21 protein-coding genes are annotated in these 20512 nt (G+C 68.1%); 10 read left to right on the top strand and 11 right to left on the bottom strand.

Going from position 1 to position 20512, the window contains the following annotated elements; translation table 11 throughout:
* Positions 1-454: 454 nt before the first annotated feature.
* The 5 genes from rpmH (at position 455) to ACQY76_RS11400 (ending at position 4770) form a co-directional block, all read left to right on the top strand.
* Positions 455-589: a 50S ribosomal protein L34 gene (gene rpmH, locus ACQY76_RS11420; RefSeq protein WP_018389439.1), complete on the top strand. Its 135-nt coding sequence runs from the start codon at positions 455-457 to the stop codon at positions 587-589.
* Between the two features lie 65 nt (positions 590-654).
* Complete coding sequence (rnpA, locus tag ACQY76_RS11415; RefSeq protein WP_428028860.1) at positions 655-1062, top strand: ribonuclease P protein component; 408 nt, start codon at positions 655-657, stop codon at positions 1060-1062.
* Positions 1052-2881 carry a membrane protein insertase YidC gene (gene yidC, locus ACQY76_RS11410; protein ID WP_428028859.1) on the top strand — a complete coding sequence of 610 codons (1830 nt, stop codon included), beginning with the start codon at positions 1052-1054 and terminating at the stop codon, positions 2879-2881. The genes rnpA and yidC overlap by 11 nt, the downstream gene beginning before the upstream one ends.
* 18 nt (positions 2882-2899) lie before the next feature.
* Complete coding sequence (gene yihA / locus ACQY76_RS11405) at positions 2900-3574, top strand: ribosome biogenesis GTP-binding protein YihA/YsxC (protein ID WP_428028858.1); 675 nt, start codon at positions 2900-2902, stop codon at positions 3572-3574.
* 122 nt (positions 3575-3696) lie between these two features.
* Positions 3697-4770, top strand: coding sequence for an NAD(P)-dependent alcohol dehydrogenase (locus ACQY76_RS11400; RefSeq protein ID WP_428028857.1), 1074 nt, complete (start codon positions 3697-3699; stop codon positions 4768-4770).
* 115 nt (positions 4771-4885) lie between these two features.
* Here the strand turns inward: ACQY76_RS11400 and ACQY76_RS11395 are convergent, their stop codons facing one another.
* The 10 genes from ACQY76_RS11395 to ACQY76_RS11350 all read right to left on the bottom strand — a co-directional run bounded on the left by ACQY76_RS11395 (position 4886) and on the right by ACQY76_RS11350 (position 13663).
* On the bottom strand, positions 4886-5209 hold the full coding sequence (locus tag ACQY76_RS11395; protein WP_428028856.1) for a helix-turn-helix domain-containing protein: 324 nt from the start codon (positions 5207-5209) through the stop codon (positions 4886-4888).
* A gap of 98 nt (positions 5210-5307) precedes the next feature.
* Positions 5308-5772, bottom strand: a complete 465-nt coding sequence (gene ptsN, locus ACQY76_RS11390; RefSeq protein ID WP_428028855.1) for a PTS IIA-like nitrogen regulatory protein PtsN — start codon at positions 5770-5772, stop codon at positions 5308-5310.
* A gap of 91 nt (positions 5773-5863) precedes the next feature.
* Positions 5864-6469 (bottom strand): ribosome hibernation-promoting factor, HPF/YfiA family, encoded by a 606-nt coding sequence (hpf, locus tag ACQY76_RS11385; protein WP_428028854.1) that lies wholly within the window; start codon positions 6467-6469, stop codon positions 5864-5866.
* Between the two features lie 172 nt (positions 6470-6641).
* On the bottom strand, positions 6642-8258 hold the full coding sequence (gene rpoN, locus ACQY76_RS11380; protein ID WP_428028853.1) for an RNA polymerase factor sigma-54: 1617 nt from the start codon (positions 8256-8258) through the stop codon (positions 6642-6644).
* Positions 8259-8315: 57 nt separating this feature from the next.
* Positions 8316-9335, bottom strand: a complete 1020-nt coding sequence (gene lptB / locus ACQY76_RS11375; RefSeq protein ID WP_428028852.1) for an LPS export ABC transporter ATP-binding protein — start codon at positions 9333-9335, stop codon at positions 8316-8318.
* A 186-nt stretch (positions 9336-9521) separates the two neighbouring features.
* Positions 9522-10250: an LptA/OstA family protein gene (locus ACQY76_RS11370; protein WP_428028851.1), complete on the bottom strand. Its 729-nt coding sequence runs from the start codon at positions 10248-10250 to the stop codon at positions 9522-9524.
* Positions 10251-10297: 47 nt separating this feature from the next.
* Positions 10298-11083, bottom strand: coding sequence for a hypothetical protein (locus ACQY76_RS11365; protein WP_428028850.1), 786 nt, complete (start codon positions 11081-11083; stop codon positions 10298-10300).
* A 153-nt stretch (positions 11084-11236) separates the two neighbouring features.
* On the bottom strand, positions 11237-11869 hold the full coding sequence (locus tag ACQY76_RS11360; RefSeq protein ID WP_428028849.1) for a ribonuclease D: 633 nt from the start codon (positions 11867-11869) through the stop codon (positions 11237-11239).
* Positions 11870-11955: 86 nt separating this feature from the next.
* Positions 11956-12912: a 4-hydroxybenzoate octaprenyltransferase gene (ubiA, locus tag ACQY76_RS11355; protein WP_428028848.1), complete on the bottom strand. Its 957-nt coding sequence runs from the start codon at positions 12910-12912 to the stop codon at positions 11956-11958.
* A 4-nt stretch (positions 12913-12916) separates the two neighbouring features.
* Positions 12917-13663 carry a hypothetical protein gene (locus tag ACQY76_RS11350; protein WP_428028847.1) on the bottom strand — a complete coding sequence of 249 codons (747 nt, stop codon included), beginning with the start codon at positions 13661-13663 and terminating at the stop codon, positions 12917-12919.
* Between the two features lie 129 nt (positions 13664-13792).
* On the opposite strand from ACQY76_RS11350, the gene ACQY76_RS11345 reads away from it, so the two are divergent.
* The 3 genes from ACQY76_RS11345 to ACQY76_RS11335 all read left to right on the top strand — a co-directional run bounded on the left by ACQY76_RS11345 (position 13793) and on the right by ACQY76_RS11335 (position 17513).
* Complete coding sequence (locus tag ACQY76_RS11345; RefSeq protein WP_428028846.1) at positions 13793-14578, top strand: 16S rRNA (uracil(1498)-N(3))-methyltransferase; 786 nt, start codon at positions 13793-13795, stop codon at positions 14576-14578.
* Between the two features lie 300 nt (positions 14579-14878).
* Positions 14879-16012 (top strand): carboxylate-amine ligase, encoded by a 1134-nt coding sequence (locus tag ACQY76_RS11340; protein WP_428028845.1) that lies wholly within the window; start codon positions 14879-14881, stop codon positions 16010-16012.
* A gap of 130 nt (positions 16013-16142) precedes the next feature.
* Entirely contained in the window at positions 16143-17513 is a 1371-nt protein-coding gene (locus ACQY76_RS11335) for a glutamate--cysteine ligase (RefSeq protein WP_428028844.1), read from the top strand.
* 25 nt (positions 17514-17538) lie between these two features.
* On the opposite strand, the gene ACQY76_RS11330 is transcribed toward ACQY76_RS11335, so the two are convergent.
* Complete coding sequence (locus tag ACQY76_RS11330) at positions 17539-18423, bottom strand: LysR substrate-binding domain-containing protein (RefSeq protein ID WP_428028843.1); 885 nt, start codon at positions 18421-18423, stop codon at positions 17539-17541.
* A 193-nt stretch (positions 18424-18616) separates the two neighbouring features.
* Here ACQY76_RS11330 and ACQY76_RS11325 point away from each other — a divergent pair, with 193 nt between their 5' ends.
* Positions 18617-19018, top strand: coding sequence for a DUF1127 domain-containing protein (locus ACQY76_RS11325; RefSeq protein WP_428028842.1), 402 nt, complete (start codon positions 18617-18619; stop codon positions 19016-19018).
* Positions 19019-19266: 248 nt separating this feature from the next.
* The gene (locus ACQY76_RS11320; RefSeq protein WP_428028841.1) at positions 19267-20343 is read left to right on the top strand and encodes an LLM class flavin-dependent oxidoreductase; all 1077 of its coding nucleotides are present in this window, start codon (positions 19267-19269) and stop codon (positions 20341-20343) included.
* The last annotated feature ends 169 nt before the right edge of the window (positions 20344-20512 follow it).

Here is a 20512-nt window from a genome sequence, read left to right as displayed (position 1 = left end):
TATCGGATTCAATGATTACGGCAGGGCAACGACATTGGATCCGGACCGGCGCAATTGCTTTCGCGCCTGCCCGCCCGTGCCGGTTTCACCCCCTGCCCGATCACATTCATGTAAGGCGCCCTCGCCATCCTGCCAGAGGCGGCAGGAGGACGGCGCCCGGATACCGGCCGGGGCGGCGCTCTTCGGCCAAGGCCTGGTGCGCGGCGCTCACCCTCGGGCCTCTCCGTGGTATCGTCGCCGCAGCCGGCTGCTCGCGGGCTCGTTTGTCCCGGGCGCAACGCTTCCGGCGCATTGACTTGGGCAAGAGTGCCCCCTATAAGCCGCCCAACCACGGCTGCCCCGCCGTCGGGTTGCTCTCTGTATCTGCGTTTTTCGCCACGGCTGGTTCCGTGGCGCGCCGGATCGGGAAGCCTTCCGGTACGGGGCAGCATATCGAACAAGCGGAGAAAGACCCGTGAAGCGCACTTATCAACCGAGCAAGCTCGTGCGCGCCCGTCGGCATGGCTTCCGTGCGCGCATGGCGACCCGCACTGGACGCAAGATCATCAATCTGCGCCGTGCCCATGGCCGCAAGCGCCTGTCGGCCTGACCTAGCCTTTCGACCCCACATGGCTGGGGCGCGCCGCTCTGTTGCCTGAGGATCGGCGCCCTACCATGGACCGGCTCGTCAAGCGCAAGGACTTTGTGGCCGCAGCCTCCGGGCTGCGCGCCAATTCCGGCCCGCTATTGCTGCAGGGCCGTGATCGCGCCGACGAGGCGCCTGCCCGCATAGGGCTCACCATCACCAAGAAGCACGGCAACGCTGTCGAGCGGAACCGCATCCGCCGGCGCCTGCGCGCGGCGGTTCGCGATGCCCTGCCCCGCACCGGCAAGCACGGCTTCGACTATGTCATCGTCGCCCGGCGCGCCGCGCTCGGCACGCCCTTCGCCGACCTCATCCACGACATTGAGCGGGGAATTACCCGCCTTCACTCAGGAAGCCGACGCTCGCACAAGCCTGCGCGCGTCGACGCCGCGCAGCTACCGCCGCGCGCCGACAGAGAGACGCTGCATGACCAGTGAAAACCGCAACATGATCCTCGCCATCGTCATGTCGATGGCGGTGCTCATCGCCTGGCAGTTCTTCTCCGGCGTGCCGCAGATGGAGCAGCAGCGCCAGGCGGCGCAGCAGCAGGCGCAACAGCAGGCCCAGGCTCCCGGACAGGCCGGCACCGATGCCGGCGCGCTGGCCCCCACGCCCGGCACCGTGGCGCCTTCCGCCTCCGGCGCCGCGCCGCGCGCAATGACCCGCGCCGAGGCGCTGGCCCGCACGCCGCGCATCGCCATCGACACGCCGAGCGTGGTCGGCTCCGTCGCGCTCAAGGGCGGCCGCATCGACGACCTGTCGCTCAAGGGCTACCACGAGACCGTCGACAACAGCAGCCCGATCATCGTGCTGCTCTCGCCCTCGGGCGGGCCGAACCCGTTCTATGCCGAATTCGGCTGGGTTCCCGGCGCCGGCTCGGCGGTGGCGGTTCCCGGCGCCGATACCGTATGGACCGCCCCGGAAGGCGCCCGCCTGACCCCGGAGACGCCGCTGCTCCTGACCTGGGACAATGGCGCCGGCCTCACCTTCCGCCGCACGCTGTCCATCGACGCGAACTACATGTTCCACGTGCTGGACGAGGTGGACAACGCCACCGCCGAGCCCGTCGCGCTGCACCCCTATGCGCTGGTCTCGCGCCACGGCACGCCGCACACGCTGGGCTACTACATCCTGCATGAGGGTCTCATCGGCGTGACCTCGGAAGGCGGCCTGCACGAGATCAAGTACAGCGCCATCGCCGAATCGCGCAGCCAGACCTTCCCCTCGGTCGGCGGCTGGCTCGGCATCACCGACAAGTACTGGGCCGCCACCGTCATTCCCGGCGCCGCCGAAAAGGTGCAGGCCCGCTTTTCCGCCGCGCAGACCGGCAATGAGCTGACCTACCAGACCGACTTCCTCGGCGACGCCGTCACCGTGGCGCCGGGCGCGAAGGCGAGCACCGACGGGCGCCTGTTTGCCGGCGCCAAGGTCGTGCAGCTCGTCGACGGCTACCAGCAGCAGTACAATATCGACCGCTTCGACCGGCTGATCGACTGGGGCTGGTTCTATTTCATCACCAAGCCGCTGTTCCTGGTGATCGACTGGATCTACCGCTTCGTCGGCAATTTCGGTGTCGCCATCCTGGCCGTCACGGTGATGCTGAAGGCCATCTTCTTCCCGCTCGCCAATAAGAGCTACGCCTCGATGGCGAAGATGAAGGCGGTGCAGCCGGAGATCGCGGCGCTGCGCGAGCGCTATGGCGACGACCGCGTGAAGCTCCAGCAGGAGATGATGGAGATCTACAAGAAGGAGAAGATAAACCCGGTCGCGGGCTGTCTTCCGATCCTGATCCAGATCCCGGTCTTCTTCGCCCTCTACAAGACGCTGTTCGTCACCATCGAGATGCGGCACGCGCCGTTCTTCGGCTGGATCCGCGATCTTTCGGCGCCGGACCCGACGACCATCTTCAACCTGTTCGGCCTCATCCCGTGGGATCCCGCCACGGTGCCGGTGATCGGGCACTTCCTCATGCTCGGCGTGTGGCCGATCATCATGGGCTGCACCATGTGGGCGCAGATGAAGCTCAACCCGACGCCGCCGGACCCGACGCAGAAGATGATCTTCGACTGGATGCCGCTGATCTTCACCTTCATGCTGGCCTCCTTCGCCTCGGGCCTTGTCATCTACTGGGCGTGGAACAACACCCTCTCGGTGATCCAGCAGTCGATCATCATGCGCAAGAACGGCGTGAAGATCGAACTGTGGGACAATGTGAAGAGCGTCTTCGTCCGCAAGAAAAAGCCGAAGGCCGGCTGATGCGGGGGATCTGAGACCATGGAAAAGGCCGACGACACGTCCGCCGCGTCGGCCTTCACGCCCGACGAGATCGAAGCCGGGCGACGCCTCTTTGCCGGCGAGTGGAATTTCCTCTCGGCGGCGCCGACCATTGCCACCCTGCCGCCCATGCGCAGCATCGAGATCGCGCTGGCCGGCCGCTCCAATGTCGGCAAGTCCAGCCTCGTCAACGCGCTGACCGGGCGAAAGGCGCTGGCGCGCACCTCGGTCACGCCGGGGCGCACGCAGGAGCTGATCTTCTTCGGCCTCGGGCCGGACCTCACGCTCGTCGACATGCCCGGCTACGGCTTCGCCAAGGCGCCGAAGGACAAGGTCGACGCCTGGACCGCCACCGTGCACGCCTATCTGCGCGGGCGCGCCAACCTTGCCCGTGTCTTCGTGCTGATCGATTCCCGCCACGGGCTGAAGCCGATCGACCGCGAGGTGCTGGACGGGCTCGACAAGGCTGCCGTCTCCTACGCGGTGGTGATGACCAAGGCCGACCAGTTGAAGCCCGCTGAACTCGCCGAGCGGGTAGCGGAGACGCAGGCCGCCCTGCTGCGCCGGCCGGCCGCCTTCCCCATCGTCTTCCCCACCTCCAGCCGCGACGGGGCCGGCATTGCCGATCTGCGTGCGGCGGTGATCCGGCTGATGGCCGAGCGCGGCATTGGCTGAGCTGCCGGGTCGGGGGCCGGTCGCCGGCCTACCCGGGAATTGATCGCCGGCTGTTGACACCCGTCATGGCCTCCTCCGGCATGCCGCGCCATGGTCGCGTGCGTCAACCGCAGGAGACAGCCATGCCCAAGATGAAAGCCGCCATCTTCGTCGAGCCCGGCCGCATCGTTCTCGACGAGAAGCCGATTCCCGATGTCGGCCCGCTCGACGCGCTCATCCGCATCACCACCACCACCATCTGCGGCACCGACGTCCACATCCTCAAGGGCGAGTATCCGGTGGTGCGGGGGCTGACCATCGGCCACGAGCCGGTGGGCATCATCGAGAAGCTCGGCTCGCAGGTCACAGGCTATCGCGAGGGCCAGCGCGTCATCGCCGGCGCCATCACCCCCTCGGGCCATTCCTATGCCTGCCTGTGCGGCTGCGGCTCGCAGGACGGGCCCGGCACCAAGCACGGCTTCAAGCCGATGGGCGGCTGGAAGTTCGGCAACACCCTCGATGGCACCCAGGCGGAATACGTGCTGGTGCCCGACGCCCTCGCCAACCTCGCCCCGGTGCCGGACGAACTCTCCGACGAGGAAGTGCTGATGTGCCCGGACATCATGTCCACCGGCTTTTCCGGCGCGGAGAGCGGCGCGGTGCGGATTGGCGACGTGGTGGCGGTGTTCGCGCTCGGCCCCATCGGCCTGTGCGCAGTGGCCGGCGCGAAGCTGAAGGGCGCCACCCGCATCATCGGCGTCGACACCGTGCCCGAGCGGCTGGCCATCGCCCGGCAGCTCGGCTGCAGCGATGTCGTGGATTTCAAGCAGGGCGACGTGGTCGAGCAGATCCTGGCGCTCACCGACGGGCGGGGTGTGGACGTCGCCATCGAGGCGCTGGGCACGCAGGGCACGTTTGCGAGCGCGCTGAAGGTGCTGCGTCCCGGGGGCACGCTGTCCTCGCTCGGCGTCTATTCCACCGACCTGACGATCCCGCTGGGGGCGTTCTCGGCCGGGCTCGGCGACAACAAGATCGTCACCACGCTCTGCCCCGGCGGCAAGGAGCGCATGCGCCGGCTGATCGACGTCATCGCCTCCGGGCGCGTCGACCTCAAGCCGCTGGTGACGCACCGCTTCAAGCTGGACGATATCGAGGCCGCCTATGACCTGTTCGCGCACCAGCGCGACGGCGTGCTGAAGGTGGCGATCACGCCGTAGAAGGCAGGGTCAGCGTCATCCCGGCCCGAGCGGTGCGGAGAGCCGGGATCGCGCCATCTCTCAGCGACCGATCGCGGATCGGTCCTGCGGACCGTCCGGGATGACCCGCGCAGCGTCATCCATCATTGGCGGAGCTGAGCCGCTCGGCAGGGATATAGCCGCCCTGCTGACGGATACGCAGGCCCGGCCCGCCGCCCGTGCTCGCCTGGCCGGGCGCCAGCAGTTCGACGCCCGCCTCCTCCAGCGCGCGCAGCACGCGCTCGGCTTCGCCGGGGTCGAGATCGTCCACCGTTTCGCCACCGCGCTCGAATCGCTCCAGCCAGTCCGGGGTCACCCGCGCCTTCGCGGCGAGATCCTGCGCGCTCCAGCCGAGCAGGGCGCGCGCCGCCCGGCACTGGCCGGCGGAAAGGGCGAGGCTGGCGGGCAGGGTTTCAGGCATGGCAAGTCTCCCGACGGACGAAATTCTACCCTGATGACGTAGGGCGCCGGGTCGCGGATGTCATCACCCGCCCCGCGCTGGCGGAGCGAAAGGACGCGTCACGCCGCGTCGGTGGCCGGCGTTCCCGTCAGCAGCGCGTGGATAGCGGCCGCGTCGCGCGAATTGCGCAGCTTGCGCGCGGTTTCGGGGTCGCGCAGCAGCCGGGCCACCCGCGCCAGCGCCTTCAGATGGTCGGCCCCCGCCGCCTCCGGCGCTAGCAGCAGGAAGATGAGGTCCACCGGCTCGCCATCCAGCGCCTCGAAATCGATGGGTTTTTCCAGCCGCGCGAACATGCCGAACAGCTTGTCCATCTTGGCCAGCTTGCCGTGCGGGATGGCGATGCCATTGCCCACGCCGGTGGAGCCGAGGCGCTCGCGCTGGTTCAGCGTCTCGAAGATCTCGCGCTCGTCCCGCTTCAGCAGCCCCGCCGCATGGGCGGACAGCTCCTGCAGGGCCTGCTTCTTGCTGCCGACCTTGAGGGTCGCAAACACCGCGGATGGCGGCAGAATGTCGTTCAGAGCCATGAGACGATCCGCGGCGTGGCGATCCGGGTCGGGGCGGAACGAAGCGCGCGAACCGCCTCGGCGGCCGCGCGCTTCCCATGAGGTTGGGCGATCAATGGATTTCTTCCGCCAGGGCGCTGGCCGGCGGGTCTACCCAGCCGACATGGCCATCCCCGCGCCGGTAGACCACGTTGATGCGGCCATGGCCGGCATGGCGGAACACCAGGGCGGTGGCGCCGGTAAAGTCGAGTTCCAGCACCGCGTTGCTCACCGAGAGACGCGGCAGGTTGGCCGTCGCCTCGGCCACCACGGTGGGGCACCAGCCTTCCGTCGGCTCGGCGTCTTCGTGATCAGGCGCCGAGAACACGGTCAGCGGAACGGTCTCGGGCATGGGCCCGGCCTCGCCAATGCCATCGCCGTTGACGGCGCGGCGCTTGACCCGGCTCTTGTAGCGACGCAGCCGCGTCTCGATCCGCTCCACGGCGGCATCCGCGCTGGCATAAGGATCCTGCGCGTCCGCATGGGCCTGCAGCACCGTCCCGCTGTCGAGATGCAGCGCGCAGTCCGAGCGATAGCCGGAACCCTCGCGGGTTACCGTGACATGGCCGGACCAGCCACCGTCGAAGTACTTGTCCATCGCCCCGGCGACGCGATCGGAAACGCGTTGCCTCAGGGCCTCGCCCACGTCGAGATTTTTTCCAGAAACCCGCAGCGGCATCGTGACTAGTCCCTCTGCTGGGGCGGGACGGGAAGCGTTCGCGAAATCGCCCCTCGCCCTGCCCGAACCCCCTACATGCCCGGCCGGTGCCCTTAAGAGGTATGAGCCGCGAGGGAAAGTGTCAACGAGGGGCAGTGGACAGCGCGTGCGAAGGTAACCCGCCCCGGTGGGCTCAGCTGGCGGAAACCGCCGCCTGCTTCTCCCGTCGGCGCTGCACGGAGGAGGGAATCCGCATCGCCTCGCGGTATTTTGCCACCGTGCGGCGGGCGATATCGATGCCCACCTCGCGCAGATGCTGCACCAGCGTATCGTCGGAGAGCACGTCGTCCGGGCTCTCCGCCTCGATCATCTGCTTGATGCGGAAGCGCACGGATTCCGCCGAATGCGCCTCGCCACCGTCGGACGACGAAATAGAGGACGAGAAGAAATATTTCATCTCGAAGATACCGCGCGGCGTCGCCATGTATTTATTGGATGTCACGCGCGACACTGTCGATTCGTGCATGCCTATGGCGTCCGCCACCATGCGCAGGTTCAGCGGCCGCAAATGCTGCACGCCGAGGGAGAGGAACGCGTCCTGCTGGCGCACGATCTCGGTCGCCACCTTGAGGATGGTGCGGGCGCGCTGGTCGAGCGAGCGGGTGAGCCAGGTGGCCGTCTGCATGCAGTCGGACAGGAAGGCCTTCTCGCGCTCGTTTCGCGTGATCTTCTGCACCCTCGAATAATAGGCCTGGTTGACCAGCACACGCGGCAGGGTCTCGGAATTCAGCTCCACCAGCCAATTGTCGGTCGCGCCGCGCACGAACACATCAGGCACCACCGGCTGGATGACGCCGGAGCCGAAGGCGAGGCCCGGCTTGGGATTCAGTCGGCGGATTTCCCCCACCATCTCGGCGAGGTCCTCGTCATCCACGCCGCAGACGCGCTTCAGCGTGCCGAACTCGCGCCGGGCGAGCAGTTCGAGATGGGCAAGCAGCGCCGCCATGCAGGGGTCGTAGCGGTTGCGCTCGCGCAGCTGGATCGCCAGGCATTCGGCCAGCGAACGCGCGCCGATGCCCGGGGGGTCGAAGGTCTGCACGATCGCGAGCACCCTCTCCACCGTCGCCGGCGGGGCGCCCAGCCGCTCGGCGACGCCGGCGACATCGGCCGAGAGGTAGCCGGCCTCGTCGATCAGGTCGATGAGGTTGAGGCCGATGATCCGCTCCACCGGGTCGTGGACCGCCAGAACGAGCTGCGCTTCCAGATGATCGGCGAGCGATGTCTCCGCCGAGACGAAGGCTTCGAGGTTATAGCCCTCGGCGTCGTGGCCGCCGCCGCCGACACCGGTCCATTCGGAATAGGCCGGCCCTTCGCCGCTGGGCGTGGGAGCCACGGGCTCGCGGCCGGCATCGTCGGGGAAGACGTTCTCCATCCCGGTATCGAGCCGGTCCTCGATGGCGCTGCGGCTGGTGTCGAGCCGTTCCTCCAGCCAGTCGGAGGCGCGCCCGTCATGCCCGTCGCGGCTCTCGCGCTCGCCCTGCTCGCGCTCCCCGGCGGATTCGGCCCTCGGGTCGAGATCCGCATCGCTGGTGCGCTCGCGCACCGCATTGGCGTCACCCTCGCCCTCGCTCGGCCGCTCGCCTTCCGGCTCGGCCTGACGCTCCAGCAGCGGGTTGCGCTCAAGCTCCGCCTCGACATAGGCCACCAGGTCCAGATTGGAGAGCTGCAGCAGCTTGATCGCCTGCATGAGCTGCGGCGTCATCACCAGCGACTGGGTCTGGCGGAATTCGAGACGCGGACCTAGCGACATGGCGCGCACTCTCCGCAGGCGGCAGCAAAGGAGATGATTGGCAATGCGGGGCCCATGCTACAGACGGAACTCCTCACCGAGATAGAGGCGGCGGACTTCCTCGCTCGCCACGATTTCCTCGGGCGAGCCCTCCATCAGCACGGAACCGGAATGGATGATGTAGGCGCGGTCGATCAGGCCCAGCGTCTCGCGCACATTGTGGTCGGTGATCAAGACGCCGATACCGCGCTCGGTGAGCTGGCGCACCAGCGCCTGGATATCGCCCACCGCAATCGGGTCGATGCCGGCGAAGGGCTCGTCCAGCAACATGAAGGTGGGACGCGAGGCCAGCGCGCGGGCGATTTCCACACGCCGCCGCTCGCCGCCCGACAGGGCGATGGCGGGCGACTTGCGCACATGGGTGATGCGGAATTCTTCCAGCAATTCGTCGAGCTGGCGCTCGCGCTCGCGGCGGCGGGGCTCCACCACCTCCAGCACGGCGCGGATGTTGTTCTCTACCGAAAGGCCGCGAAAGATCGAGGCTTCCTGCGGCAGATAGCCGACGCCCAGGCGGGCGCGCCGGTACATCGGCAGATGCGTCACATCGTGACCGTCCAGCTCGATGCGCCCGGCATCGGCCTTCACCAGGCCGGTGATCATGTAGAAGATGGTGGTCTTGCCGGCGCCGTTGGGGCCGAGCAGGCCCACCGCCTCGCCGCGCCGCACATGCAGGCTCGCCCCACGCACCACCTGCCGGCCGCCATAGCTCTTGGCAAGGCCGACAGCGTTGAGCATGCGCTGCTCGCCGACGGCGGGTTCGGGCGTGCGGAACTGGGACGTGGCCGAGGCCGTCGCCGCCGGGCGCGAGGGTTGGGCCACGGGCGGGGCTTCCATGGCGAGCGGGGACCGGTCCGCCACCGGGGGCGCCCGCCGATCCGCCGCCAGCACCGCCTCGAAGTCGGCCTGGAACCGGGCGTCGATCTCGTCTTCAGCGCGCCCGGCCGGGGCATTGCTGCCGAAGCCACGCGACCGCGCGGGAGAACCGGGTCCCTGGGACGCCGACTTGCCGCGTCCGACGATCGTCGAGAATAAACCCACGCGCACCCTCCGTGGTGAAATCACCACCGCGAAGGTGATAAACGTTCAGCGCGCTACTGGCAAATCGATATGCAAGAAGCGGGCCGAGACGCCCGCAAAGTCAGGCAGCGTATGCGGAGCGGTGTTGGCGCACCCATGAGCCGGGCCGCCCCCGGAGCGCCGCCACAGGCCCGTGGGCCGCTCGCCTTACGGCGCGGGCTTCGGCTTGGCGGCCGGTGCGGCGGGCTTGCCGCCGGGCAGAGCCGAGTTGGCGTTGCCCATGCTGTTGGGCACGATGAGGCTCTCGATGCGCCCGCCATCGAAGCGCGACACGCCGCTCGTCAGGTCGACGGTCAGCTTCTTGCCGCGAATGACATTCGGCCCGGAGGTGAGCACCACCGGGTTGCCGCTGAGGGTGATGGTGTTCGCCTTGGTCTCGAACACGCCCTGATCGCCGGTGGCCGTCTGTTCCTTGGTGGTCACCACCACCGAGCCGTTGATCTCGAGCCGGCGTATGGCCGAGGAGTTGATCGGGCTGCCTGCGGCGAGCGCATCGCCATTGGCGGGCTTGGCGTCGGCCTTGGCAGCATCCGTCTTGGCATCCGATTTGGCGGCGTCGGGCTTGGTGCCGCCCGCCAGCGCGCCGGCGGCATCCTTGCCGTCGTAGAACACCACGAGTTCCTTGCAGCGCATGGTCGTGTCGCCCTGCTGCACCACGACATTGCCGCTGAACACCGCCTGCTTCTGCTGGTCGCGAACCTCAAGGCTGTTGGCGTTGATGCGGATCGGCTGGTCGCGGTTGGTGGCGAAGCCCTGCAGCGCGTTGGGCACGTTCTTGCCCTGCGCGAAGGCGGGCGCAGTGCAGGGGCCGAGGCAGGCCGCAGCAAGCAGGAGCGTCGCGAGACGGGCGCGGGTGAGGGCGTGGGGCGTTTTCATGAGTCTATGTCTAGCCGCGCCGCGCCGCCCGTTCAATGAGGAGAGGCTCACGGAGTCGTACCGGAAGCGGAAGCGGCCGTCGGCGGCGAGGCCGCAGCGGCATCGGAGGGCCGCGCCGCGCCGTCCGGCTTGTCGTCCGGCGCCGGCATCTTGAAGTCGAGCTGCACGTTGCCGACCAGCAGGGCGCGCGAATCCTTCTGCGACACTTCCAGGCTGTCGGCTGTCAGCTTGCCGTCGAGATAGGTCAGTTCCACCGGGCTCTTCGACATCAACTTGCCGCCCTTGATGTCGATGGCGGCATCCTTGAGCCGGCCGCCATAGCCCGACGAGGTGTCGAAGACCACGCCGCCGTCGAGCGTGAGATTTTCGGTCTTTGTGTCGTAATGGCCGGCGATGGCGGTCAGGTTCGCCCAGCCCTTGTCGGCGAGTTCCAGCTTCGCTTCGATCTTGTCGAGCGAGATCAGGTTGGGCTGCGTCAGGTCCTGCGAGGCGGCGAAGGCCGAGACGTTGTAGCCGCGATTATCGGCGGTGAAACCGTGCAGGCGGGGGAATTCCATCTTCACCTGCGTGCCCGACAGCGACACCCGCCCGAGATCGAAGGGGAGGTCGACGGCAAGGGTGAAGGGGTCGAGATAGTTGACCGCCAGCGTTCCGCCGACCGCCAAAATCACGCCCAGCGGCAGCGCGATCCGGAAGAATCGCACGCGCCGGCTGTGGCGGCGGGCCTGCTTGAACAGCGTCGCCTGCGGCAGGCCGCGCGTCGGCCCGGCGCGCGAGCCCGGCTCGCTCGCTTTCAGGCCCCGTGCCTCCGGGGGTTCGACATGCTTGTTCATGCGCGACGGTTCATCCCCGACTGACGGCCACCCCACGCGTAACGGCCATCGAGCAAGATGGCGGCTTCCGTCCAAAGGCGCAAGCCGATGCGGCCGCACCGCACCCATTGGCCCGAGAAGCTGGCGATTGTCGGGCAGGACGACAGGGCGCGATCACGTATGCGCGAAAATGTCTTCGTCCGGCCACCCTGCCAGATCCAGCCGGGCGCGGGTCGGCAGGAATTCGAAGCAGGCCTGCGCCAGTTCGCCCCGCCCCTCGCGCGCCAGCATGGCGGCGAGCCGGGCCTGCAGCGCATGCAGGTGCAGCACGTCGGAAGCAGCGTATTGGAGTTGCGCATCGCTCAGCGTCTCGGCCGCCCAGTCCGAGCTCTGCTGCTGCTTGGAGAGGTCGATGCCGAGCAGTTCCCGCACCAGTTCCTTCAGGCCGTGCCGATCCGTATAGGTCCGGGTCAGCCGCGAGGCGATCTTGGTGCACCACACCGGCGAGACCGCCAGGCCGAAGGTGTTGCCGAGCACCGCCACGTCGAAGCGGGCATAGTGGAACAGCTTCACGTTGCGTGGATCGGTGAGCAGCTTTTCGAGGTTCGGCGCGCTGCCCGGCCCCGCCCCGGCCGGAATCTGCACGACATCCGCCGTGCCGTCACCGGGCGAGAGCTGCACCACGCACAGCCGGTCGCGGTGCGGGTTAAGGCCGAGCGTCTCGGTGTCGATGGCGACGAAGGGCGCCTTGTCGGGCGTGTAGCGGGCGAGGTCGACAAGGTCGCCGCGGTGCAGGCGGATGCTCATGGGAACCGTATGTTCAGGGGTTTGCGCTCCATACCACCACCCGCCCCGGCGCGGCAACCGGCGAGGGCACGCCCGCAGGCAGCAGCTCAGGCCAGCAGCGCGTCCGCCAGGAGACCGGCGAGCAGCATCAGCCCGGCGTCGCGGTTGGAGCGGAAGAGCCGCAGGCAGAGGTCGCGGTCGTCAATGTCGAGCCGGCGCACCTGCGTGAAGAGCTGGACGGTGAAGATGCCGAGCCCGCCCCACGCCCAGGGCCCCGCCCCGGCCGCTGTCAAAGCGAGGGCGATCAGCACGATCGCCGCGCCATAAAGCCCGACGAGCCATTTGCGGGTGTCGCCGGCGAACAGCAGCGCGGAGGACTTCACGCCCACGACGGCGTCGTCCTCGCGGTCCTGGTGGGCGTAGATGGTGTCATAGCCGACCACCCAGAGCACGGAGCCGGCATAGAGCAGGAAGGCTGGGGCCGGCAGCGCCTGCAGAAGGGCCGCGAAGCCCATCAGCGCGCCCCAGGAGAAGGCGAGCCCCAGTACCAGCTGCGGGATCCACATCACCCGCTTCATCAGCGGATAGACTACCACAAGTCCCAGGGAAGACAGCGCCACGAGAATGGCGAAGCCCGGCAGGCACAGCAGCACCACCAGCCCCGACAGGCATTGCAGCGCCAGAAACACGGCGGCGCCCTTCAGCGTCACCTGCCCGGCAGGCAACGGCCGCGAGCGCGTGCGCTCCACCCGCCCGTCGATATCGCGGTCGAGAATGTCGTTCCAGGTGCAACCGGCACCGCGCATCGCCACCGCGCCGAGGGCGAACAGCGCCGCCAGCGCCGCCGCATGCGCGTAGTTCGGCGCACCGGCGTCGGCCTGCATGCGCAGAGCCAGCGCCACCGACCACCAGCACGGGATGAGGAGCAGCCAGCTTCCGATCGGCCGGTCCGCCCGCGCGAGGCGCAGATAGGGACGCAGCACTGCGGGCGCGTAGCGGTCGACCCAGTTGCCGTCAGAATCGGCGGGTGCCGGCGCAACGGGAGACGGCGCCGCGGTCGTCATCGGTTCAGCGCAGCGCGTCGCCGCCGAGCGTGTCGAACACGCCGCCCGGAGGAGCCCCCATCGTCGGCAGGCCGTTCGACAGGCCGAGGCCCGCCGACATCGACCCCTGCGGCGGAGGACCGGAAGGTCCGGCGCCGCCGCCGCTCTCCTGAGCCTTGGCCACCTCGCAGACGCGGTTGCGCGTGGAGTTCACCGACGTGACGTTTTCCTTGAACTTCACCAACACCTCGTCCGGAACGCCGCACTTGGACTTGTTGGTGTTGAGGAAGGAATAGAAATTCTGCTGCGCGCTGGCGAAGGTCCGGAACATCGGGCACAGCTCGGAGGGCGGCAGCTTCTTCTTCGCGGCGGCCTGCAAGGCCCCGCCGCGTGTTTCCAGCTCTCCGCGCAGCTTGGCGACCTGGCCCTGGCACTCCGCCTGGTTCGGGTTGGCCTGCTCCTGCGGCGCTGCAGCGCCCATGGCGGGAGAGAAGCCGGGGGCCTGCGCACCCGGCGACGCCGGGGCGACGCCGGAGGAAAAGCCGGGGTTGAATCCGGGGGCCGGCGCGGCGGGCGCCACCATCTCTGAGGCGGGCGCGTCCGGCACCGGCGCCACCGTCACGGCGCCGGAGGATGCGCCGTCGGTCGAACCGCCGGGGGCGCCGATCCACTGCGCGCCGGCCGGAAGCGAGCCCAGCATGCCGGCGAGCAGAAACCCTGCCAGCAGCGGCGTGGAGGAGCGTGTCCGCAGGCGCATCAGGTGACTGTTCAAAGGCCAATCTCTCATCAGGAGGTCGATCGGTGCCGTCTCGATGACCAAGCGTGATACAGAGGCATTAAAGATTGGGCAACATCACGGCGCGCGCGATATTGCCTGCAAATTCCGGACAAAAATCGCCCCATGACCCGTGCTCACGACGATTCGACCCACGAACCCTATGATTTCCGCGCCCAAAGGCTCTTCGTCGCCGAGGACCTGGCGGCGGGGGCCAGCGTCAGCCTCGACCGCGACCGGGCGCATTATGTCTCCGATGTGATCCGCCTCCCGGTGGGCGGGCACCTTCACCTGTTCAACGGCCGCGATGGGGAATGGCGGGCGGTGCGCGAAGCCGGCGGGCGGCGCGAGGCCGTGCTGCGCTGCGAGGCGCAATTGCGGCGCCAGTCACCACGGCCCGATCTCGACTATGTCTTCGCCCCGCTCAAGCATGCGCGGCTCGACTACATGGTGCAAAAGGCGGTGGAGATGGGGGCCGGCCGGCTGGCGCCTGTCATGACCCGTCGCACCCAGGCGACCCGCGTGAATACCGAGCGCATGCGCGCCAACGCCATCGAGGCGGCCGAGCAATGCGGCATCCTCAACCTGCCCGACGTGCTGGAGCCGGTGACACTGCCGCGCTGGCTGGCAGACCTGCCGGCCGAACGCACGCTGATCTTCTGCGACGAGGCCGCCCCGCAGGCCGACCCGCTGGCGCCACTGCGGGACGCCATCGCCGGCCCGCTTGCCGTGCTCATCGGCCCGGAAGGCGGGTTTGCGGATGAGGAGCGGCGCCTGCTCGCCACCCGCCCCGGCGCCATCGTGCTGTCGCTCGGGCCGCGTATCCTGCGTGCCGACACCGCTGCCGTGGCGGCGCTCGCGCTTGTCGAGGCGGCCCGGCAGGCGGCACGTGGGGAAGAAGCCGCCCGCTGAGGCGTCGCCGTCGCGCGGGCTCCGTCTTGGCGCGCGGAACCGGGGCACGCGGCGTGCGTTCTTCGGCGGCGCCCCTCGCCCAGCGCGTTGAAGCGAAGGAATAAAGACGCTCCAACGCAAGATTACATTTCTTTTCATTTTTATAATTGGACTATATATTTCGTTTTGGGCGGTTTTTCGCAGGTCATAATCCCGTCTTACTCGTGCATCATCCCTCACCGCGCCGAGGTATGGGCCGATTCTGTGTCGGCTAAGCTGCCGCACGGCGCGTTGTCTGGAATGAATGCAGGGAAGGACGTCATGTCTGAGGTCCGGTCAGAAGATTACCGCATCGGCATCGAGGAAGAATATTTCGTCATCGAAAGCGGGACCAAGAGCGCCCTTCGGCGCGTGCCGCCCGCTTTCATGGAGACCGTGCGCGCCGCGCTCGGTGTTGCCTCCTGCGGCGAGATGCTGCAATCGCAGATCGAGGTGATGACCCGCCCGCATTCCAGCGCCGCCGATGCGCGGCGGGAGTTGCACGGGCTGCGCCGCACCCTCGCCGAGGTGAGCGCCGGCTTCGATCTCGCCTTCATCGCCGCCGGCACCCATCCCACCGCGAGCTGGCAGACCGGCAAGCGCGCCCCGACGCAGCGCTATGACGGGCTGATGCACGACCTGCAAATGCTCGGCGAGCGCAACATGCTGTGCGGCATGCACGTGCATGTGGAACTGCCCGACGCCGACCAGCGCATCGACGTGATGCGGCGCATCCTGCCCTATCTCCCGGTGTTCGTGGCGCTGTCGACCTCCTCGCCCTTCTGGGAATCCAAGCGCACCGGCCTGATGGGCTATCGCCTCGCCGCCTATGACGAGCTGCCGCGCACCGGCCTGCCGGAGCTGTTCGAGAGCGCGAAGGATTATCAGGACTATATCGACGCGCTGGTGGCGGCGCGGGCGATCCGCGATTCGAGCTATGTCTGGTGGACCATCCGCCCCTCGGAAAAGCACCCGACGCTGGAGCTGCGCGCCCCCGACAGCTGCACCCGGGTGGAGGATTCGGTAGCGATCGCCGCGCTTTACCGGGCACTGGTGCGCCACCTCGTGCGCCATCCCACGCTCAATGCCGGCATTGACGCGGTGGACCGCGCCATCGCGGTGGAGAACAAATGGCGCGCCCAGCGCTACGGCATCCATGGCAGCTTCGTCGATCGCCACACCCGCGAAGCGGTGCCGGTGGCGCAAGCGGTGGAAACCTTGATCGACCAGCTCACCGACGATGCCGCCGCGCTCGACGGGCGGGCCGAGCTGGAACATCTGCGCACCATCATCCGGGGCGGCACCAGCGCCGACATCCAGATTGCCGTGTACCAGGAAGCCGCCCACCGCACCGGCAATCGCAGCGAGGGTCTCAACGCGGTGAAAACCTGGCTCGCCCACGCCTCGATGCAGTAGACGCTACGTAAGGTCCGGGCGGCGGTTCCCCGGCGCCCCAATCTCCATTTTCGGTCGGTAGTTACCGCGATTTGCGCCGCGCCTGCGCCTGTGTATGGTCTCGCGCCCAGCATGCCGGCCGGAGTTCCACATGGCGCGAGACCAGATCGACACGCAGCCCATCGAAAGCCGCGACGAACTCGTCGCGTGGTTCGAAGAGGGCAGCAAGGCACCGTCGAAATTCCGCATCGGCACCGAGCACGAGAAGTTCCCCTTCACGCTCAAGGGCCACGCGCCGGTGCCCTATGAAGGCCCGAACGGCATCCGCGCCCTGCTCGACGGCATGCAGGCGCTGAACTGCTGGGAGCCGATCATGGAAGGCGAGACCATCATCGGTCTCGCCGACAATGTCGGCGGCGGCGCCATCTCGCTGGAGCCGGGCGGGCAGTTCGAGCTTTCCGGCGCGCCGCTTATCACCATCCACGAGACCTGCGCCGAGGTGAACAGCCATCTCGAACAGGTGCGCGAGGTGGCGACGCCGCTCGGCTTCGGCTTCCTCGGCCTCGGCATGAGCCCGAAATGGACGCTGGCGGAAACGCCGGTCATGCCCAAGGGCCGCTACAAGATCATGGCGAATTACATGCCGAAGGTCGGCACGCACGGCCTCGACATGATGTTTCGCACCTGCACCGTGCAGGTGAACCTCGATTTCGGCTCGGAAGCCGACATGGTGAAGAAGCTGCGCGTTGGCGTGGCGCTGCAGCCGGTCGCCACCGCCCTATTCGCCAATTCGCCGTTCACCGAAGGCAAGCCCAACGGCTTCCTCTCCTTCCGCTCGGAGATCTGGCGCGACACCGACAATAACCGCGCTGGCATGCTGCCCTTCGCCTTCGAGGACGGCATGGGCTTCGAGCGCTATGTCGACTACGCGCTCGACGTGCCGATGTATTTCATCAAGCGCGGCGACACCTATATCGACGTCGCGGGCTCGTCCTTCCGCGATCTGCTGGCCGGCCGCCACCCGGCGGTGCCGGGCGAGCGGGCGACCGTCTCGGACTGGGCCAACCACCTCTCCACCATTTTCCCCGAGGTGCGGCTGAAGCGCTATCTCGAAATGCGCGGCGCCGATGGCGGGCCGTGGCGCAATCTCTGCGCCCTGCCGGCGCTGTGGACCGGGCTCTATTACGACACCACCAGCCTCGATGCCGCCTGGGACCTCGCCAAGGGCTGGACGGCCGAAGAGCGCCAGAAGCTGCGTGACGACGTGCCCCGCCTCGGCTTCAAGGCCGAGATCGCCGGCCGCTCGATGCTCGATCTGGCGCGCGAGGTGGTCGAGATCGCGAGGGCCGGCCTCGCCCGCCGCGACTATCGCGACAGCCAGGGCCGCGACGAGAGCCGCTTCCTCGCACCGCTGCAGGATAGCCTCGCCTCCGGCCTGACCCCGGCCGAGACGCTGCTGGCGCGCTATGAGGGCGCTTGGGACCGCTCGGTCGAGCCGATCTTCGACGAATACGCCTATTGAGGCGAAGCCGCGCGCGGCGGGAGACTCACTCCGCCGCGATCGCCGTCTCGGAAATATTGTCGAGGCCCTGCACGATGTGGTGGGCCAGCGCGTCGGCCAGCGGCGAGGCTTCGTGCCGGTTGCGCAGCAGGCCGATGCGGCAGGGCGCCAGGGTCGGGAAGCCATCGGAGGGGCCGAGCACCCGCATGCCGGGCCGCAGCCCGGATTCGGGCAGCACAGATATGGCAAGCCCGGCCAGCACCGCCGCCGAGACCGCCGTCGAGTTCGACGAGGTGTAGAGGATTCGGAAGGGCCGGTCGGCGGATTGCAGCATCCCGATCGCCTCCTGCCGCCAGTTGCAGGTCTGCCGCCCCAGCGCCAGCGGCACCGGCGTTTCCAGATGCAGGGAATGGCGGGTCGAGCCGACCCAGAGTAATTGCTCGCGGCGGATGATCTCCGTCTCGCGGTTCATCGTCTCGCAATCGGTGATGATGGCGAGGTCGAGATCGCCGGTATCGATGCGGTCGATAAGGTCCGTGGAGGGATCGCACACCACGGTCAGTTCGACATTGGGGTGGGTGGCGGAAAACCGCGCCATGATCTCCGGGAGATAGCGGTCGGCATAGTCGTCCGGCACGCCGAGCCGCACGCGGCCCGAGAGTTCGGCCGAGGCAAGGCTGGCCATCGCCTCGATGTTCAGCTTGACGATGCGGCGGGCATAATCGAGCAGCCGGTCGCCCTCGTCGGTGAGGCGCGAGGCACGCCCGTCACGGGCGAAGATGGCTCGTCCGGCACGCTCCTCCAGCCGCTTCATCTGCATCGAAACCGCCGACTGGGTCTTGTGGACCACTTCGGCAGCCTTTGTGAAACTGCCGGTTTCGGCAATTGCAATGAATGTTCTTAATTGATCAATGTCCAGCAACACGCTCATCGGAGCCCTCACGACGGCCTATCATCAACATTCATGATATCAGCGATCATAAACATTCGCTAGTGTGATCGATAGCGCTCCTTCATAACGCTCCTGCCGCGAACGGATGATGTCGATATCGGGTGGCCCAGGCGCCTCCCCGCAATCACAAAGCCCAACATCGTCGCAGCGCGGCCGGCACATGGAGGTTACGATGTCGTATCTTGGCGAAATCCGGAGAACCCCGTTCTCCTCGTTCGGTACCGCGGCGAGCGGTCTGCTGATCGCCGCGCTTATGGGTTCCATCCAGTTCATCAAGGCGGTCGCCCGCCGGCGCCATCTCGCCCAGCTCGGCGGGTTCGACGAGCGTATGCTGCGCGACATCGGCCTGACCCGCAGCGACCTGCTCGACGCCTCGTCCGGCCCGCTGTGGCAGGACCCGACGGCCGTGCTCGTGGTGCGTGCGGTGGAACGCCGCGCCGCCCGCCGCATGACCATGCGCGAGGCGCTGCGCGAAGCCGCCCGCCAGGACGCCGCCCACGCGCAGCGCCGCGACCGGCCCGCTTCCGGCACGCCCGTCACCCCGCGCAAGGACGACCTCGCCTCTTGCGGCTGATCATGCCCGATTCCCGCTCACGGCCGCGCCCGGCCGACCGAGTCTACGGCGACATCGACCCCCTCGTGTCGCCCACTTGAAGCCCGCTGGTTCGTCCAGCGGGCTTTTTTTCTGCCGCCCGCCCGCCCGCGCCGGCGGCCGCCGTTTGCAGAAGCGAAATTCCGACCTTGCACGTGCGGTGATACACGCGGGCGGCGTCCGGTCCATATGGGGAGCGCCGGCGCAGTGCCGGAGAAAGGGGACCTCCCATGGCACAGCTTCTCGAACTCGGCCTCGATACGTTCGGCGACGTCACCTCCGGCGCGGACGGCACGCCCCTTCCGCATGCGCAGGTGATCCGCGATCTGGTCGAGGAAGCCGTGCTGGCCGACGAGGTCGGCATCGATTTCATCGGCGTCGGCGAGCATCACCGCGACGACTTCGCCGTCTCGGCCCCCGAGGTGGTGCTGGCCGGCATCGCCACCGCGACGCGCCGCATCCGCCTCGGCTCGGCCGTCACGGTGCTGTCCTCCGACGACCCGATCCGCGTCTTCCAGCGCTTCGCCACCGTCGACGCGCTGTCGAACGGGCGGGCCGAGGTGATTCTCGGGCGCGGCTCGTTCACCGAATCCTTCCCGCTGTTCGGCTTCGACATGAACGACTACGAGGCGCTGTTCACCGAGAAGCTCGACCTGTTCGCGGCGCTGCTGCGCGACAACGGCACCCCGGCCGGCGTCACCTGGAAGGGTGATCTGCGCCCGCCGCTGAACGGCCAGCATGTCTATCCGCTGATCGAGACCGGCACGCTGAAGACCTGGATCGGCGTCGGCGGCTCGCCGGAATCGGTGGTGCGCGCGGCCCGCTACGGCCTGCCCATGATGCTCGCCATCATCGGCGGCAATCCGGCACGGTTCAAACCCTATGTCGACCTCTACCACAAGGCGACCGGCCAACTCGGCGGGGAAAAGCTGCCAATCGGCGTGCATTCGCACGGCTATGTCGCCGAGACCGACGAGGCGGCGCGCGAGGAGTTCTATGCCGACTACAAGCGCATGCATGACCGCATCGGCGCCGAGCGCGGCTGGCCGCCCTATGGCGTCGACGCCTTCGAGCGCGAGATCGAGCACGGCTCGCTCTATCTCGGCGCGCCGGAGACGGTGGCTCGCAAGATTGCCAGGACGGTGAAGGTGCTGGGCGCGTCGCGCTTCGACCTGAAATACAGCGCCGGCCCGCTGCCGCATGCGCGGATGATGCGCGCCATCGAGCTCTACGGCACCAAGGTGATCCCGCGCGTGCGGGAAATTCTCGCCGAAGAGACGGTCGCCGGGGAGAAGGTCGACGCGTAGGCCGCGCCCTTCGACCCGTCATCCCGGCCGCGGGACGGCGCCGGGGATATTGTTGCCGTCGTTCCCCTACAAACGCCCCGTCATCCCCGGGCTCGGCCCGGGGATCGATGTCTCAATGCTCGACTCATCAGCCAAAGACATGGATGCCCGGGCCCGGCCCGGGCATGAC

The sequence above is a fragment of the Ancylobacter sp. genome, assembly GCF_965279025.1.
Taxonomy (GTDB): domain Bacteria; phylum Pseudomonadota; class Alphaproteobacteria; order Rhizobiales; family Xanthobacteraceae; genus Ancylobacter.
This window is presented reverse-complemented; position numbering and strand designations above follow the sequence as displayed.